This is a genomic window from Parasediminibacterium schistidii (genome assembly GCF_046546515.1).
Classification (GTDB): Bacteria; Bacteroidota; Bacteroidia; order Chitinophagales; family Chitinophagaceae; genus Parasediminibacterium.
Genome location: NZ_JBKHKJ010000010.1, coordinates 51,728 through 68,926 on the forward strand (window position 1 = coordinate 51,728; position 17,199 = coordinate 68,926).

The window sequence follows — 17,199 nt, forward strand, 5'->3', positions numbered from 1 at the left end:
AGGTTTTGAAAGAATATTCTAATTTAGCTTTGCGAGATATTTTTGTAACGCATGAACGAAGCATTTAAATTAGATAATCCAGTTTGGTATTCACTATCAGAAACGCATCAGGCATTTGCCATGTATGAAGGAAATATAAAATTTTATTATCACGATTTTTGCCCTTTTGGAGGTTTTGAAAAAATAGAAAATACGCAGCATAACATTATCGAATATTCGAAAATAGCCAATAACTTTTTTATAGTAGGAGAAAGACCATCTGTGCCACAACCATTACAGGTGGTAAAGGAATTAGTATGCTTGCAAATGGCTTGCCTAAACCCAATTACTACAGAATACAAAGAAAAAATTGTGCAACTATGCCCGGCTGATGCCCAAACATTATATTCATTGGTAAACCTTGTTCAGCCGGGCTATTTTAAACAGAAAACGTTCCATCTTGGCAAATATTTTGGCATTTATAAAAACAATGAATTGGTAGCCGTTACTGGCGAACGCATGAAAATGAATGCCTATACAGAGGTAAGCGCAGTGGTAACACATCCAGACCATATTGGTAATGGATATGCGAAAGAACTTGTGGCGCATACCGTCAACACTATTTTTACAGAAAACAGAATGGCTTACCTGCATGTTGCCGAAACCAATACCGCAGCAATAAACCTATACAAGAAACTAGGTTTTGAAACAAGGCGGAAAATTAGTTTTTGGAATATTATTAGTGGAAAATAATGGATAGGATATTTTTTAACCGATGATTTTTGGAAATAATCCTATTACATATTCTTCCCATCCATCACTTATAGGCATCAACTAATTTGCACAACATGATTTTTACCTGGACGCTCCTTTTTTTATGTGTCGTTTCTTTTTCTGCGGGTTTTATAGATGCTATTGTGGGCGGCGGCGGACTTATTCAATTGCCAGCCAGTATTTTGTTGTTGCCGCAATTGCCCATAGCAACCATTATTGGCACCATAAAAATCCCCGCTTTTAGCGGTACCAGTTTTGCGGCCTACCAATACATGCAAAAACAAAAAGCCGAATGGAAAATTTTAGCACCGATGATGGCGATTGCCTTGGTGGCTGCTTTTGCTGGGTCGCAACTGTTGACGGTGGTTAGCAATGCCTTTATGAAGCCTTTGCTTTTAGTAATCTTAATTTTCGTAGCCGTCTATACTTATTTTAAAAAAGACTTTGGACAGCATACCGACAAGGGCTTTCCTTTTCAAACTAAAATTATCTATGCCATTTGTATTAGCCTTATTATTGGTTTGTACGATGGATTTGTAGGCCCAGGCACGGGTAGTTTTTTAATACTGGCATTGGTAAGCCTGCTTGGGTACGATTTTTTGCACGCTTCTGCCAAGGCCAAGATGGTAAACGTAGCCACCAATTTTGGATCTATCGTTTTGTTTATCCTGAAAGGGAAAATCATTTGGGGCATTGCTTTGCCCATGGCATTTAGCAATTCTTGTGGGGGTATTTTGGGTGCTAGGTTTGCTATTAAGAAAGGGAATGGCTTTATCAGGGTATTTTTCCTTTGCATTGTTACGGCAACGCTGCTGCGATTTGCCTATGATGTGTTTATTGCTAAGTGAAGGGTATTGAAAAAATTACTAAATTGCATCTATGGAAAATGAAATAGCTATTATTGAAAAAAAAGGGAGCGATGCAGTAAAAAAATTGCGTTTGAGTGAATTGCAAAGTGGTCATCCTTTTATGATTAATGCAAAAGATTTGCCACAAAGGGAATGTTATTTGGAATACCCAGAAGGCTTTATCGAATTAGTTAAACTAAATAATGCTTCGCAGGATTTTACAGTTGTCCGCCGTCTGTCTACACAAGAAAGCGATGATGTCCGTTTACAATATCAGTTAGCCTAGCCTTATTATGCCATCTCTATTTATTATTACAGGTTCCAATGGTGCAGGAAAATCTACAGTAGGCACATCGTATTTACCAGAAACTATCCAATCTTCCTGTACCGTTTTTGACGGTGATAAATTATTCATGCAAAAACAAAGGGAATTGTGGTCGGAAGGAATGAGAGCGCACAAAGAGATTAAAAAACTAGCTTTTACCTTTGTAGAAAATACATTTGACAACCTTGTAGAAAATGTGCTTGCCAATAAAATTGATTTTGTATATGAAGGCCATTTTACAAACGAGGCTACTTGGGATATTCCTAAACGATTTAAAGCAGAAGGCTACCATATCCACTTAATTTTTTTAGGGCTTGCAGATACCGATTTGTCTGAGCAACGTGTACTTACTAGGTTAAAAAAGGGCGGGCATTATGTGAATCCACAAACAGTTGCAGACAATTTTTATGGCAACCTGGAAAAGCTCAATAAATATTTCCCTTTATTTGATACCGTGCAAATAATAGATACCTCTTCGGTGCAGCATGAAGTGCTTGCTGTTTTACATTTTGGCAAATTGAACTATTCTCTATCTTTATTACAGCTACCCAAATGGTTTAAACAATACTTGCCTACAATTACAGGCTTGGTTACTCAATAGCACTTCACTCCAATAATCTGTTAAAAGCAGCACCTATTGCTTTATAAATATTTATTTTCACAATTCTTTATTTAATTCTTTTATGAAAGATGTACTTTTCAACATCTTAATAGTTTTGAATATTGTAAACTAAATTTGTTTGTATGACAAATAGCCACGCGATGCAGGGAAACTTTGAAAGGGACAAAAACATAAAGGCAGCCGCCATTACTCTATTGTTTTGCTTGCTGCTGTTCCTTGTGTTCTTTTTTGTGCACTGGGCCATGCCGCAAACACCACCCCCTCCTATTTCTGCTACGGGCATTGAAGTAAACCTTGGCAACAGCGAAACAGGCAGTGGCGATGTAGCACCACAAACCCCCGGCGAACCTTCTAAAGAAGCAGGTGGCAATACACCACCATCCGCTTCTCAGCCAGAAGCAAGTACTACAAAGCCTGCTGATGCAGTACCCGATGAAAATGATGTGCCTGTAAATAAGCCAACTACATCAACTGTTAGTAATACTGCCCCAAATACCAAGCCATCAACAATAAAAAAAACTGTATCTGTGCCTACGCCACCAGTACCTGTAGCAAAAGCAACGATGGGTAAATTTAGTGGGGGCAATGGCCCAGGCGGGAACAATGCTGAGGTAAACAACCATATTACAAACCAAGGCATTACTGGCGGAAAGGGCGACCAAGGAAGCCCTAATGGCAACCCAAACAGCCAGATTTACAATTCGGCAAATGGGCGTGGCGGTATTAGTATTAGGAGCGGGTTGAAAGGCAGGAAAATAAACAAATACCCAAGTTTTGAGGATGATTTTAACGAGCCTGCAAAAGTAGCCGTGGATATTACGGTGGATATGGCTGGCAATGTAACCAATGCAGTTATTAACCCTAAAGGCACTACTACCACCAACCCCAATATCAGGGGCATTGCCTTGCGGAAAGCCAAAGAATTAAAACTAAATGCCACTACAGACGATGTACAAGACGGCACTATTGTTTTCAATTTCAAAATAAGAGAATAAAAAATAATTAGGAATTAGGAATTGAGAATTAGGAATTATCCCACCCGATTCTTAATTCCTAATTCCTAATTCCTAATTATTATGACCTATCAGCAAACGATTGACTACCTTTTCCATAAGCTCCCTATGTTCAGCCATATTGGGGCGGCGGCTTTTAAAAAAGACCTTACCAATACCATTCATTTATGCGAGGCATTGGGCAACCCACAAAACAAATTTAAGGCGGTACACATTGCAGGCACCAATGGCAAAGGCAGCAGTAGCCACATGCTTGCTGCTATTTTGCAAACAGGTGGCTATAAAACAGGCCTATATACCTCGCCGCACTTGGTTGACTTCAGGGAAAGGATAAAGGTAGATGGGATATGGTGCGACGAAGCTTTTGTGGTTGATTTCACGCAGCGGATAAAGCCCTTGATCGAAGAAATTTCCCCTTCTTTTTTTGAGATAACGGTAGCAATGGCATTTGACTATTTTGCGCAGCAAAGAGTAGATATAGCGGTTATAGAAGTAGGGCTAGGTGGCAGGTTGGATAGCACCAATATCATTACCCCCCTGCTAAGCGTAATCACCAATATCGGCTTAGACCATACCAATATGCTTGGTAACACCTTGCAAGCTATTGCATCAGAAAAGGCTGGCATAATAAAACCATCAATCCCTGTGGTGATTGGCGAAGCAATAGAAGAAACAAGGCCAGTGTTTATTAGTAAAGCAACATCAGTTAACGCCCCAATCATCTTTGCCCAAGAAAAAAAATATGTGGCTAGCTTTACGCCGCAATTGCATGAATTGATTGTAGAAGTGGCGGACAAAGAACATGACACCCACGAAACTTACCATTTAGATTTACCGGGTATTTACCAAACCAAGAATTTATTGACTGTTTTGGAAACAGCACATCAATTGCATTTACAGGGTTTTAATACAACTACAGAGGTTATAAAAAAAGCATTGCCGCAAGTAAAAAAACTTACCGGCCTGCACGGCAGGTGGGAGCTAGTACATGAAAAGCCGAATGTGATAGTAGATGTTGCGCATAATGATGACGGTATCAAGCAATTAGTAGCCCAACTGGAATGGAGCAATCACCTGCACCTGCATATAGTTATAGGCATGGCAAAAGACAAAGCGATAGATGATGTATTAGCCTTATTGCCGCAACATGCCACTTATTATTTTACCAAAGCACAGATACCCCGTGCATTAAATGAAAAGGAATTGCAAGAAAGGGCAACCGCTTTTAAATTGCATGGCCATTCATATCCAACAGTTAATGAAGCTGTACAAACCGCCATTAACCATGCCCATGAAGATGATTTGGTATTGGTTTGCGGAAGTGTGTTTGTGGTGGGGGAAGTGAGGATTTAATTATGAGTTATGAATTATAAGTTATGAATGGGACATAACTTAATAACTCATCATTCATAACTAAAAAAGCCACCCCCAAATAATTGGAGGCGGCTTCTTCTCTCTTAAACACTTATCAATTAATCTACAAACCCAAAAACTTATTTAATAAACTGGCTTACGCTCCTTGTACCATTGTTCTCAAAAGAAACGATGTAGCTAGATTTTGCATAACGGCTTACGTCAACACTCGTTTGTGTAGCACCTGCCTGTACTGAATAAATAGCCATTGTTTTGCCGCTAAGGCTGGTTATTTTTATAAGAGCACCAGCACTTGCTTTAGGGAAAGACAAGGTAATATTGCTCCTATTCGTGGCAGGGTTAGGGAATATCTCCAATTTAGTAGAAACTTTGCCATTTACAGAAACGATATTGCTGTATTTAAAGCTGCCATTATTGTCCACTATTTTCAATCGGTAGTATTGCAGGCCAAATTGCTTGCTGTTGTCATCATATGCATATACATGAGGCGCATTGGTAGCAGCCACAGAAGCCAAAGGCGTAAAAGTTTTTGCATCCAAGCTTTTTTCTATATCAAAGCTTTTAGTATCAATTTCACTAGCTGTTGCCCATGACAATTTTGGGGTATTGTTTACCAAAGACGCCGTGAACGAACGTAAACCTACTGGAAGTGCTACTACCGGTGCAAAAGCAACACCCCTAAAGGCTGTTTTAGTAATTGATGGCCGAACTGCAAGAACAACGGCTGTATCGGATACACCTGGTATTGCATCGAAACCAGAAGCGTCGGTAATTGAGTATAAACGAGCAGATGATGTTGCAAATAAGCTAGCAGTAGTTCCGTCAGTCGTTCCAATTATGCTTGTAGCCCCACTGGTTTTAATGGAGCCATTGTATTTCCATGTTGTATCAACCAAGGAATATTTTTTAATGCCACGCCCAACAACAGTATCAAGGTCATTATCAGCAATATATAATACTGCTCCTGCATTCAACTTCAAAATAACAAACTGATAAACAGACGGTTGCGCTTTGGTGGTAACATTAGTAGTATCCACCCCTGGCAAACGCGTTATTGTGGTAGTTTTTGTGGTAGGCAACCCTGTTCCTGCTTGTGCAATAGTAATCTTCCTACCGTTTGCGGTAGATTGACTGGAAAAATATAATTGCCCGTCAATTATTTCCAATGCCCTGATATTGCCGGGTGGAGTTAAAATAGATGTAGATGTTGTATCCCCAAGTTTAGAGTACCTTATACCACCCGCACCACCGCTACTCCAAAAAGCAGTTCCATCTTCAGATACTGCAGAACGAAAACTTGAAGCCGATGAGGCATCACTTAAACCTGTGGTCGTATTTACAACACCATTGGCATCTACCCTGCCAATAACTCTTTTTACATTCTTTGAAGGTGTGGCACTGATAGAACTTTTAGATGTATCAATTGTGGAATTATATCCTGTAAATATAATATACCTACCATCTACAGACCTTGTAATTAACCCTTCACTAGTCCCAGTGCCACTAGCAGTAAGTACATAGCTACTAGTGCCTGCTACGCTTGCAGAATCTGCGGGTATGGCGATACTTTGTACTAACTTACCCGTTTTAACATCCCTTTCATCCAAAAAAACTGGAGATGCTACATTTATTAGGGAATCTGATTTACCTACCCTGTAAATAACCAAATTACCTGGCGTAAAAGGAACCACCTGTGCTTTAGCGAATGCAAATCCTAGCACAGCAGCAAAAAGCGTAAACATTTTCTTCATAATTCTCATTTTTTGTTAACAATAAAAGATTAAATAAATATCAATATGTAATACCAGAAGCAACCACAACCATTTTACAAGCCCTTACTCCACTTAATATGGAAAAATCAATAAAAACCAAGTTATTTACAAATGGAAACAAAGCAAAAACCCCGTATTTTTCTTTTAGTAATATACATAAAAAAATAAGTGCTACAATCTCTAAGATTGTAACACTTATTTCCAGAAATATTTAACTATTGCCTAATTAAAATTATTTTATCAGCTTAGTAACCATTTTAGTACCATTATTTTCAAAGGAAACAATATAGCTAGCTCTCATTAAGCTGCTTACATCAAGGCTTGTTTTCGTTGCACCAACTTGCACTGCTTTTAAAGCAACGCTGCGGCCATCCATGCTTATCACCCATAAAAAAGCACCTGCAGTAGCTTTAGGATGCGATACAATAGCATAATTTGCAACAGGGTTAGGGAAAACTTGCACATTAGTGGTTGCTTTTCCGTTTACTGCAACAATAGCACTGTACTTGTAACTGCCATTGTTGTCCACCATTTTCAAACGGTAGTATTGCAAGTCTAGTGATTTTGAGAAATCAACATACTCGTAAGCACTTACCCCTGCTTTTTTTACAGCGTTTACCGTAGAAAGCAAACTGAAATTTTTGGAATCAAAGCTTTTTTCCACATCGAAATGATGAAAATCAATTTCAGAAGTAGTTTGCCAGTTTAGCTGTGCTTGGCTATTTACTAACGATGCAGTAAATGAATGTAGCGCAACTGGAAGCACAACCGCACCAATAATAGATATGGCAGTTTTACTTATAGCATTGTTGCCTATGTAAAAAGAACCCCCAGAGGTTGGGCTATTAAAAGGAACAAGCCTAAATGTTACTGTGGAGGTAACAGCCTGTAAATCTTTAAAAGTAGATAAATCTACAGGTGCAACTGCCCCGTTGGTGGTAGCAGTTGGGCGAGCATAGTTAAATGTCTGTATGTCTGTAAAGGCACCACCTGCTACAGCATATTGCAACAAAAAACTAATAGGTCCTTTTGCACTTGACCTGTAACGCAAAGAATCAAGTCCTGTGAGGGATAAAGAATAACCTGCTTTAGGTGTAAGAGAAAAAGTAATGTATTTAAGGCTGTCTATGCCATCCTTTGCCGTATTAACAGCCCAGTTACCCCCACCCCAAACTTTTGCAGTGGACAAACGGTGCACACTATCTGCAGCAACTAAACCAGATGATGTTACATTGGCATCAATGGTAGCGGGTGCATACCCTTGGGTTGAACCAGTAGTAGCAGTAACACCGAAAGTATTCCATGTAGCAACTTGGCCAAAACTGTTAGCAACTGCGAATGCAGCAATAAAAAGTGTAAAAATTTTCTTCATAACTATAAATTTTTGTTTTATTGCCCACAAAATAAGTAAAAAAAATCAAAAACAAACATATTGGAAACAATTTAATAACATTAGGGGTGAAATTGGTACATATTTTTTCTAATGCTATTCGGTTTACGGTAGGGGTTGCCAACCTTATACGGCAGGTTTATAAGACTGGGTTGCCAACTTTCAAAATGGTGCATAAAAGTTTTTCATTTTTTAGTAAAAAAATCACCGTAACACAACCCTGCTCCCATCCTGCCTCACTTATCCTGAAAGGCCGGAACAAACTATCCCATGGGACAGGGAGCAAGAAGATGGAGTGCAAAACGAGAACACTTATACAATTTTTATACTACTATTTTTACTGTTTTTTTATTAAAATAGTTTCAGTTTTGCCATTTTTGGGTCTCTTTTCCACTTTTGTCGTTTTTCAAAAATCGCTTTCGCTCATTTAAACCATTGATTATCAACAATATTTGAAAAAAATTGTGCGTGATTCGTGCGTGTTTTGTGCGTACTTTTTGAGTGATTTGTGCGTCTTTTGTGAGTGATTTGTGAGAAAAAGTGAGTGATTTGTGGGTGATAAACGCAACACCAATTTTAGCACTACAACTATTTTAATATTAGCAAAAAAAGAACTACGATACTTCTGGATGGAAACTAGCTTTGTAAATGCTTTGTATCAAGTGCATTTATAGTACAATGATAAGTTTTTTTTATTAAGCCCTGTTTTTGAACAAATCAAAAAAAGGCAATCCAAGCGAAAAACTTTTATGCACCCTTTTAAAAGGTTGCCAATCATTATTTACAAAACGAGCGTGAGGTGGAGCAAAGGCTAGCCCAAAGCGAAAAACTTTTATAAACCCATACCCTAGTATTTCCTTTTCTTTGTCCTTAATATAACGGAAGGGTTGCCAACCTTTTGAAGGTTGGCAACCCTTAATTAATATTTATATATACTACTACAGATGCGTTTACTAAAAGTGCTAATTGTTCTTATTGCTTTCCCTGCCATTGGCTTCGCCCAGTCTCATGCGTATATTTCTGGAAGGGTACTAAATGAGAACGATGCCCCCTTGCAAGGCGTGAGTATACAAATGCTCAACGGCCAAAAAAATACAGTATCCGATTCGCTAGGTCGGTTCAGGATAAAAGTAATGGCCAACAAGCCTTTTGCCCTCATATTCTCCTCTATTGGGTATGCCAGCGTGCAGCAGGGTTACCTTATTGCCGCAGGCAAAGAAAAGGAAGCCATTATCCGTTTACTGCCAACTGTTGCCAAGCTACAAGAGGTTACCGTGCAAGACGACCGCAGCCACCGGGAAGCAGGTTCCGTAAGCATCAACCCCACAAAGGCACTGGAAAATCCATCACCGCTTGGTGGCATAGAAAGCCTGATAAAGGTTTTTGTTGGCAGCAACAATGAACTGACCTCCCAATACTCCGTGCGGGGCGGCAGCTACGATGAAAACTTAATTTATGTAAACGATTTTGAAATATTCAGGCCCTACCTAGTAACCAATGGGCAGCAAGAAGGGCTAAGTTTTATAAACCCGGAAATGACGGGCGGCATTAAGTTTTACACAGGCGGCTTCCAATCAAAGTATGGGGACAAGCTCAGCAGTGTGTTAGACATTACCTACCGCAAGCCAAAGGCTTTTGCTGGTTCTGCGTACACAGGCTTGCTAGAACAGGGGCTGCACTTAGAAGGCACAGCTGCCAACAACAAAGTAACTTATGAGTTTGGCGCAAGGAACCGAAGCAACAGGACTTTATTAAGCAGCCAGGAAACAAAAGGCAACTATGTTCCCTCCTCTTCCGATTTGCAAACACTAGTTACCTGGCAAGCCACCAGCAAGTTGCAGTTGGAATTATTGGCAAACTTGTCAGGCACAAGGTTTTCTTTGCAGCCAGAGGAAAGCAAGCTGACATCTTCTGTTTTCACCGCACTGTATTCGGAAAACCTAGGGCTAGATATATTTTTTTCGGGGCAGGAAAAAGACAAGTATAGCACCAATTTCATTGGCTTATCTGCCATTCACCAGCCACGCAAAAACCTAAGGCTAAAATGGATGCTTAGCAGCTTTACAGACAAGGAGCAAGAAAACCAAGACATTACGGGGGCTTATCTTTTTGGCGAAAGGGATTTTGCCAGCAAAAGTGCTACTTATGGCCTTATTGTAAACCCTCTTGGCGCAGGGGTGTATCAAAATTTTAGTAGGAACCAATTGCAAATAAATGTGCTAAACGCTAGCCATAAAGGCAGCCTAGACAAAGGCAAGCATTTTATACAGTGGGGCAATACCATAGAACACCAAAACATCACCGACAAGCTAAACGAATGGCAATACAATGACAGCGCTGGTTATTCGCTGCCATACAACCCAAGCAAATTAATGCTGTTTACTACCTTGAAAAGTAAAGCAGACCTAGACGTAAACCGTTTCAGTGGCTATGTGCAAGACAACATCCAGTTTAAAGACAGCAGCGATTTTATATTACAAATAGGCGCACGATACAATTACAATACCCTCAATAAAGAATTTTTGGTGTCGCCACGGATGGGTTTTTCGTTCAAGCCCAAAAACTCAAGGAATGTAATTTTCAAGTCTTCGGTAGGCATTTACCAGCAGCCTCCTTTTTATCGTGAGCTACGCCGCTACGACGGCACTGTAAACACCCATTTGTTAGCACAAAAAAGCTGGCAGGTAAGCACAGGGCTGGATGTGAACTTTGAAATGTTTAAGCGGCCAGCAAGGTTTACTACCGAAGCCTATTATAAAAACCTGTGGGACGTAGTGCCTTATGATGTTGACAATGTGCGTGTACGGTATTTTGGAGAGAACAACGCAAAAGCTTATGCCGTGGGCATTGAAAACAGGCTGTATGCCGAGCTGGTAAAAGATGCTGAAAGCTGGGTAAGTTTTAGCATCATGGGTACCAAGGAGAAAATTGATAATTTTAATTATTACCAATATACCAATGCTACTGGGCAAGTAATTGGGTCAGATACCAAAGACAAGGTAGTTACCGACAGTACTAAAAACCAAGTAGGCTGGATACGAAGGCCTACAGACCGCAGGTTTACCTTTGGGATGTTTTTCCAAGACTATATGAGCAACAACAAAAACCTTAAATTTTACCTGAACACCATATATGGTAGCAATTTGCCTTACAACATACCTAACAGCGTAAAATACCGCAATGCGTTAATTATACCTAGTTACCTGAGGGTAGACATGGGCTTTAGTGCCTTACTGATAGATGGGCAAAAAGCAAAAAGGAGAAGCCACTCCCCTTTCAGGAATTTCCAAAGTATTTGGGGCAGCTTGGAAGTGTTTAATATAATAGACAAAGACAATACTATAAGCTACCTGCTTATCAAAGATTTTCAAAATAATACTTATGCCATCCCCAACAGGCTTACCCCCCGCTTGCTGAACGTGAAAATAATAGCAAGATGGTAAGTGGGTAAAAAACCGATACATTTAACCGCAAAGAAAACAAAGGCTTTGCGCAAAGAAACGCAAAGCACTATCCATTTCAAGGTAAAACGCTACGCTAAAAGGAAGCCAGAATGGTGCAGTTTGGGTAACTGAGTAAAAAAGTAATATGTGGAAATAAAAAGTTATTTTAAAAGTATTATTTTTTGATTATAACGCACAGGCTTTGCCCAAACTTTGCGCCCTTTAAACGTAGCGTTTTACATTTTTACATCCCTTTGCGCCTTCTTTGCGTGAAAAACTCTGCGAACCTCTGCGGTTAAACCAATTCGCTTAAATTGAGGAGTTGTGTTTTTAAAAATCAAACTACCACAATTGATGCACCTGCTTTTTGATATAAGCATCATATACTGCCTGCATAGCCGTCAATTGCGCTTGTGTAAACTCGGGTACTAAAAAAGCCTCTAAATTACTTACAAGCTGCTCTGGCCTAGATGCACCGGGTATAATGCAGCTTACTTCCTTAAATTGTAAAATCCATTGCAGGGCAATGGGTGCAAGGTTTGGTTGATGTGGGAAAATGGCTTTTAGTGCTTCAACTGCTGCTAAGCCAGTATTGTAATCTACCCCAGAAAAAGTTTCGCCTTTGTCAAAAGCTTCGCCATTGCGGTTAAAGAAACGGTGGTCGCCTTCGGCAAAGGTTGACTGCTGTGTAAATTTGCCCGTAAGCAAGCCACTTGCAAGCGGCACACGCACAATGATGCCAATGTTTTTCTTTGCTGCTTCTTTAAAAAACAATTCTGCTGGCCTTTGCCTAAACAAGTTGAAGATAATTTGCACCGTGGTTACATTATCAAATTCTATCCCCTTCAATGCTTCTTCCACCCGTTCTACACTGATGCCAAGGTTTTGTATTTTGCCCTCTTGCTTTAGCTTGTCGAACAATTCAAATATCTCCGGGCGGTAATACACATCCGTAGGCGGGCAATGCAATTGTATCAGGTCCAATGTTTCCAGCCCCATGTTCCTAAGGCTGTTTTCTACAAACTTCCGAAGCACGGCAGGTTGATACGCTGCGTTTACATGTGGGTTCAGTTGCCTGCCACATTTGGTAGCTACAAATATTTTTTCAGACCGGGTGCGTATTAACTTGCCAACAGCTTTTTCGCTTTCGCCATCGGAATATACGTCTGCAGTATCAATGAAATTAATGCCCTTGTCAACGGCTTCGTTTAATATTTTATCTGCATTGGCATTGTTAAAAGGCTCGCCCCATTTGCCGCCTACCTGCCATGTGCCAAGGCTGATAGCAGATATTTCCATTCCTGTTTTTCCTAGTTTCCTGTATTGCATATTTGTGTGTTTATTTTCTTCGTGAGTTGAACGGCAGTTATTCGGAAGTTTACTTCGCACGGAAATTAATCGGGAGTTTGCTCTACACGGGAGTTGTGCGGGAGTTGGTCGAGGGTTAAACGTAAATCGCAAGTTTGGGAAGCACTATTACTTAACTTTTGTTACCCCCATTTACATATGATTACTTCCGATTTACGTTCAACTCCCGCTTACTCCCGACTAACTCCCGACCAACTTCCGAATGCCCTCCAGCTATTTCTTCTTCGCCCCCCTTTTTATCGGTTTGCCATATTTTTTCATCATCTTGTCTTTATGGCTCACCCTGCTATTTACCTTGCTGTTCTTGGCCGATTTTTCATGGAAAGCAGGCCCCACGTTTTCCTTTTTAGGCAGCTTTACCAAATAGGTTTTCATGTGTATCTTCGGCTTTTCATCCTCGGTAAGCACATCCGATATTTCCAAATCGTCCGGCAAAGCCATTATTGGCACTTGAAAATTCATCAATGCCTCAATTTTTTCCAGCGATTCTTTTTCTTTTTCCGTAATAAAACTAAGAGAAATCCCTTTTTTATCTGCCCTACCCGTTCGGCCAATACGGTGGATATAGTTTTCTGGCACTTCGGGTATGTCGAAGTTAAAAACGTGCGTTACCTCCGAAATATCTAGCCCACGGGCAATAATATCTGTGGCAATTAAAAAGCGATAGACCCCCTGCTGGAATTGCTTCACCGTGTTCAGCCGGTGGTTTTGGTGCTTGTTGGAATGTATTACCCCCACTTTTTCCGGGAAAGCGGCTTCCATTGTTTCGCCTAGTTGGTCTGCCAGTTGCTTGGTGGCCACAAACACCAATACTTTGCTCATCTGTTCATTTTGTTGCAGCAGCAGGCGTAGCAGGTTTGTTTTGGTGTAAAAATTAGGCACATGGTAGGCTTGCTGGTCAATATTTGCCAATGGCGTGCCTGTGGGTGCAGCCTCGATATAAATAGGGTCGTTGAAAAAAGTGGCAATCAATTGTTCCACTTCATCAATAATGGTGGCCGAGAACATCAGGTTCTGCCTTTTGGGTGGCAGCAGGTCTAGTATATTTTTCAACTGCGTGCGGAAACCGAGGTTCAGCATTTCATCTACCTCGTCAATTACCAATCGCTTAATGGATTTTGTTTTGAAAGAAGCATCATAAAGCAGGTCTATCAGCCTGCCTGGCGTGCCTACAATAATGTCTGCCCCATCTTCCAACGCCAGCTTCTGGGTGTTGATGTTTACCCCGCCATACACGCCCACGGCGGTCAGGTTCATATAGCTGCCTATTTCTTTAATGGCATCTACCACTTGCACCACCAGCTCCCGGGTTGGCACAATGATTAATACCTGTGGCTCTTTTTGCTTGTTAAACGCCCATAGCCGCAGGCAAGGGAGCAAATAAGCAAAGGTTTTGCCCGTGCCTGTCTGGGCAATGCCGCACACATCCCTGCCGGACATTATTACCGGGAATGCTTTCTGCTGTATGGTAGTTGGCTGCGCATAGCCCAAATTAGCAAGGGCATTGCGCAAAGGGGTGTTTAAATTTAAGTCGTCAAAAGTCATAATACTTGCCTCCTTGTGTGAAGAAGTATTGCGAAGTTAACTGATGAGGGGCAATTGTGGGGATTGAGTTGCCCCCAACGACTAAACTACTGTGCATTACAAATCTGTGAACTGGTTTTGTTTTAATTGAAGCGAGGGCTTGAACACAAAGACCCACACAGCCATAAACGCAAAGAAGTCGCAAATAAAAGGAAAAAAAACGCTTGGCTTAAAGGATGCAAAGTTTAAGAAAAGCCACTAGTTTATATCCTAAAGCGAGTTGCTAAAGGAGTTTATTACTTAAAAAATATCTGCCTTCACTGACAAGGCTATAATGTTTTTTTGTGGAATAAAATTAAAAAGCCTTTGCTTGGCATCAACTAATGCCATAGTTACAGATGTTGCATCAGTAGTACCCACCATGCTTACAATACCCATTATTAATGCAGTTTTCAGTAGTAGAATTAATTTTTCAGTAATCATCGTGCTATATATTTATTGATTAAAATATAAAAGCAATTATTGCTCACACATTTTCCTTGATAACAAGAACGTAATATTCATGCCAAGATGTTGCTGAGCAGCTTTTTTGTTTTTTGTTGATCGTTTTTGGGCATTAAAGGGCGAAAAGGGTTTTTTAAGTGGCAAATTCCCATGGTGCAAGAGACGATGTGTAGCAAAAAATAAGCAATCTTATTATTTTTCTGTTTTGTTTGGTATTTAATCGTTCTTGTTGATACAAAGAAAATAGGACTTATTTATTTATATATACTAAAATTAATTTTAGGCTACCCTAAATTTATTACATTTGTAGTATGAAGAAAGTATTTGTTTTTTTATTTGCAGTATCAACAGCTGTTGCTAGCTTGGCACAAGAACCGTTGGATACCAATTTCCACAGGCATATTTCCCTGCACTTCCAGGCAACTGTTATTCCCCAGTATCATTTCGATTTCGCAGCACCTTATACAGGTGCTAATAGTTTTTTACCTTCGGAACCAGTGGCAACCTCGCTTACTACCACGCTTTTCATTAATTACAAAGCAGCTAAGAATACCTATATTATTTTTAATCCAGAAGCAGCAGCAGGCAAAGGGCTTAGCAAAACCCAAGGCATAGCGGGTTTTCCTAATGGGGAAGTGTACAGGGTAGGCAGCCCAAAGTTTAAGCCATTTATTGCCCGGTTGTACATTGAGCAGCGCTTTGCATTGAGCAAACAATTGGAGAACGTGAGGGACGATGAAAACCAAGTAGCCGAAACGGCACACAAGGATTATTTTTCTGTTATAGCAGGGAAATTTTCGCTTACCGATTTTTTTGACAACTCTGAAATAAGCCATGACCCACGCACGCAGTTTATGAACTGGAGCCTTATGGGTAGCGGCGCATGGGACTACCCCGCCAACACCCGTGGCTATACCATGGGGGTGGTGCTGCAAGCCGTGTATAAAGGCTTTTCTCTGAAATATGCCAATACGGCAATGCCAAAAACAGCCAATGGCGAAAACATGGAATGGAAAGGGAACGATGCCATGGGGCAGGTGATAGAAGCTTCAGTAGAAAAATTTCATTTATTGAAGAAAAAGGAAGGTAGGTATTTTAGCTTACGTGCAGGTTTTTACAGCAACCATGCACACATGGGCAACTATGCGCTATCGGTTGCTAATGGCACACAAAATAATATGGCACCTGATATTGACAGCAGCAGAGAGTATGGCCGAGCCAAGAATGGCTATTATGGCACGCTTGAAAGCCATTGGGGCAAAATACATCATTTCATTAAGCACAGCTGGAACGACGGCAAAAATGAAACTTGGGCATTTACAGAAATAGACAACAGCATTGCCACTGGCTTCCAATTTGATGGGAGCATCTGGAAACGCAAAAAGGATGTGCTGGGTATTGCCTTTGCAAGCAATGGCATTTCTAACAATCATAGGCAGTATCTTGCAAATGGGGGCTATGGCTTTATTATTGGCGATGGGGGATTGAACTATGCACACGAGAAAATTGTGGAAGCCTATTATTCTTTCCCTTTAGTAGGGCATATAACGGCTACTGCTGATTACCAGTATGTTACCAACCCTGCCTACAACAAAGACAGGGGACCAGTGCAGTTGGTGGCTGTAAGGCTGCATTTGTCATTGTAATTTTTTTTTCTTGCCACAAAGGCCCGAAGTTATAAAGGTACACAAAGAAAAAGGTTATTGCAAAATACAAAGCTCCTTGTTCTTTTATTTTCTTTCTTCTACTTTATCTCCTTGGTGCTTCTTAGAACCTTTGAGACTTTGTGGCAATAAGTCCCACCCCTTAAACAAAGGAGTACGCTCAAAATTGATAAAAGAGATGCCCGCACTACTTAATTTTGTGGCATGACAGCATATTTATTCGATACTACTTCTGTTTTGTGCATTGGGATAATCAGCTTGGTTTGGTGTTTGTATTTGTTTATCCGTGCTGTTAAATGCCAATGCGTTGTGCGTTTTACATTGTGCTTTGTGATGGTTTTCGTTTGTATAGGCAGCTTTTATTGCTTGATTGATTTTTCTGAGAGCCAAGCTACAGACCTGCAAGCAGTTGCGCAGGCATTCCCTTGATTTACTATATATCACCGAGTATTAAAAGAGGCGATGAAGCGTTTTATGCTGCTTTCATCCCTTTTTTTTCAACTATAAATACTACCCATATCAATACAACTATATTCAGGTGTATAAAAAAATTTGATGCACAACTGATGTTTAGTAATACTTTTAAAATAACTTTCCCA

General features: G+C 40.3%; 14 protein-coding genes. 9 read left to right on the forward strand and 5 right to left on the reverse strand.

Features of this window, described 5'->3' with window-relative positions; all coding sequences use genetic code 11:
• Positions 1–51 precede the first annotated feature (51 nt).
• The 6 genes from ACHFIY_RS07670 (at position 52) to ACHFIY_RS07695 (ending at position 4,914) form a co-directional block, all read left to right on the forward strand.
• Positions 52–732, forward strand: a complete 681-nt coding sequence (locus tag ACHFIY_RS07670; protein ID WP_410845490.1) for a GNAT family N-acetyltransferase — start codon at positions 52–54, stop codon at positions 730–732.
• A 95-nt stretch (positions 733–827) separates the two neighbouring features.
• Positions 828–1,601: a sulfite exporter TauE/SafE family protein gene (locus tag ACHFIY_RS07675; protein ID WP_410845491.1), complete on the forward strand. Its 774-nt coding sequence runs from the start codon at positions 828–830 to the stop codon at positions 1,599–1,601.
• A 31-nt stretch (positions 1,602–1,632) separates the two neighbouring features.
• A complete protein-coding gene (locus tag ACHFIY_RS07680) occupies positions 1,633–1,887 on the forward strand; it encodes a hypothetical protein (RefSeq protein ID WP_410845492.1) in 255 nt (84 codons plus the stop codon).
• A 7-nt stretch (positions 1,888–1,894) separates the two neighbouring features.
• Entirely contained in the window at positions 1,895–2,527 is a 633-nt protein-coding gene (locus tag ACHFIY_RS07685) for an ATPase (protein ID WP_410845493.1), read from the forward strand.
• Positions 2,528–2,670: 143 nt separating this feature from the next.
• On the forward strand, positions 2,671–3,543 hold the full coding sequence (locus ACHFIY_RS07690; RefSeq protein WP_410845494.1) for a hypothetical protein: 873 nt from the start codon (positions 2,671–2,673) through the stop codon (positions 3,541–3,543).
• 81 nt (positions 3,544–3,624) lie between these two features.
• Complete coding sequence (locus ACHFIY_RS07695; RefSeq protein ID WP_410845495.1) at positions 3,625–4,914, forward strand: bifunctional folylpolyglutamate synthase/dihydrofolate synthase; 1,290 nt, start codon at positions 3,625–3,627, stop codon at positions 4,912–4,914.
• Positions 4,915–5,054: 140 nt separating this feature from the next.
• On the opposite strand, the gene ACHFIY_RS07700 is transcribed toward ACHFIY_RS07695, so the two are convergent.
• Together ACHFIY_RS07700 and ACHFIY_RS07705 are read right to left on the reverse strand one after the other, a co-directional pair.
• A complete protein-coding gene (locus ACHFIY_RS07700; RefSeq protein ID WP_410845496.1) occupies positions 5,055–6,686 on the reverse strand; it encodes a T9SS type A sorting domain-containing protein in 1,632 nt (543 codons plus the stop codon).
• A gap of 253 nt (positions 6,687–6,939) precedes the next feature.
• Positions 6,940–8,079: a T9SS type A sorting domain-containing protein gene (locus ACHFIY_RS07705; protein WP_410845497.1), complete on the reverse strand. Its 1,140-nt coding sequence runs from the start codon at positions 8,077–8,079 to the stop codon at positions 6,940–6,942.
• A 962-nt stretch (positions 8,080–9,041) separates the two neighbouring features.
• Between ACHFIY_RS07705 and ACHFIY_RS07710 the strand changes: the two genes are divergently transcribed.
• Positions 9,042–11,540, forward strand: a complete 2,499-nt coding sequence (locus ACHFIY_RS07710; RefSeq protein ID WP_410845498.1) for a TonB-dependent receptor — start codon at positions 9,042–9,044, stop codon at positions 11,538–11,540.
• 342 nt (positions 11,541–11,882) lie between these two features.
• Here ACHFIY_RS07710 and ACHFIY_RS07715 read toward each other — a convergent pair whose 3' ends face one another.
• From ACHFIY_RS07715 to ACHFIY_RS07725, 3 genes are all read right to left on the reverse strand, one after another.
• A complete protein-coding gene (locus tag ACHFIY_RS07715) occupies positions 11,883–12,869 on the reverse strand; it encodes an aldo/keto reductase (RefSeq protein WP_410845499.1) in 987 nt (328 codons plus the stop codon).
• 252 nt (positions 12,870–13,121) lie between these two features.
• Positions 13,122–14,453, reverse strand: coding sequence for a DEAD/DEAH box helicase (locus ACHFIY_RS07720; protein WP_410845500.1), 1,332 nt, complete (start codon positions 14,451–14,453; stop codon positions 13,122–13,124).
• Positions 14,454–14,732: 279 nt separating this feature from the next.
• Complete coding sequence (locus ACHFIY_RS07725) at positions 14,733–14,915, reverse strand: hypothetical protein (RefSeq protein WP_410845501.1); 183 nt, start codon at positions 14,913–14,915, stop codon at positions 14,733–14,735.
• Positions 14,916–15,247: 332 nt separating this feature from the next.
• On the opposite strand from ACHFIY_RS07725, the gene ACHFIY_RS07730 reads away from it, so the two are divergent.
• Positions 15,248–16,582, forward strand: coding sequence for a carbohydrate porin (locus ACHFIY_RS07730; protein WP_410845502.1), 1,335 nt, complete (start codon positions 15,248–15,250; stop codon positions 16,580–16,582).
• 222 nt (positions 16,583–16,804) lie between these two features.
• The gene (locus ACHFIY_RS07735) at positions 16,805–17,029 is read left to right on the forward strand and encodes a hypothetical protein (RefSeq protein WP_410845503.1); all 225 of its coding nucleotides are present in this window, start codon (positions 16,805–16,807) and stop codon (positions 17,027–17,029) included.
• The last annotated feature ends 170 nt before the right edge of the window (positions 17,030–17,199 follow it).

Coding starts and splice junctions, on each gene's coding strand:
- ACHFIY_RS07710 (WP_410845498.1), top strand. CDS start 9,042: ATGCGTTTACTAAAAGTGCTAATTGTTCTTATTGCTTTCCCTGCCATT.
- ACHFIY_RS07705 (WP_410845497.1), bottom strand. CDS start 8,079: ATGAAGAAAATTTTTACACTTTTTATTGCTGCATTCGCAGTTGCTAAC.
- ACHFIY_RS07700 (WP_410845496.1), bottom strand. CDS start 6,686: ATGAAGAAAATGTTTACGCTTTTTGCTGCTGTGCTAGGATTTGCATTC.
- ACHFIY_RS07690 (WP_410845494.1), top strand. CDS start 2,671: ATGACAAATAGCCACGCGATGCAGGGAAACTTTGAAAGGGACAAAAAC.
- ACHFIY_RS07675 (WP_410845491.1), top strand. CDS start 828: ATGATTTTTACCTGGACGCTCCTTTTTTTATGTGTCGTTTCTTTTTCT.
- ACHFIY_RS07730 (WP_410845502.1), top strand. CDS start 15,248: ATGAAGAAAGTATTTGTTTTTTTATTTGCAGTATCAACAGCTGTTGCT.
- ACHFIY_RS07720 (WP_410845500.1), bottom strand. CDS start 14,453: ATGACTTTTGACGACTTAAATTTAAACACCCCTTTGCGCAATGCCCTT.
- ACHFIY_RS07685 (WP_410845493.1), top strand. CDS start 1,895: ATGCCATCTCTATTTATTATTACAGGTTCCAATGGTGCAGGAAAATCT.
- ACHFIY_RS07695 (WP_410845495.1), top strand. CDS start 3,625: ATGACCTATCAGCAAACGATTGACTACCTTTTCCATAAGCTCCCTATG.
- ACHFIY_RS07725 (WP_410845501.1), bottom strand. CDS start 14,915: ATGATTACTGAAAAATTAATTCTACTACTGAAAACTGCATTAATAATG.
- ACHFIY_RS07670 (WP_410845490.1), top strand. CDS start 52: ATGAACGAAGCATTTAAATTAGATAATCCAGTTTGGTATTCACTATCA.
- ACHFIY_RS07680 (WP_410845492.1), top strand. CDS start 1,633: ATGGAAAATGAAATAGCTATTATTGAAAAAAAAGGGAGCGATGCAGTA.
- ACHFIY_RS07735 (WP_410845503.1), top strand. CDS start 16,805: ATGACAGCATATTTATTCGATACTACTTCTGTTTTGTGCATTGGGATA.
- ACHFIY_RS07715 (WP_410845499.1), bottom strand. CDS start 12,869: ATGCAATACAGGAAACTAGGAAAAACAGGAATGGAAATATCTGCTATC.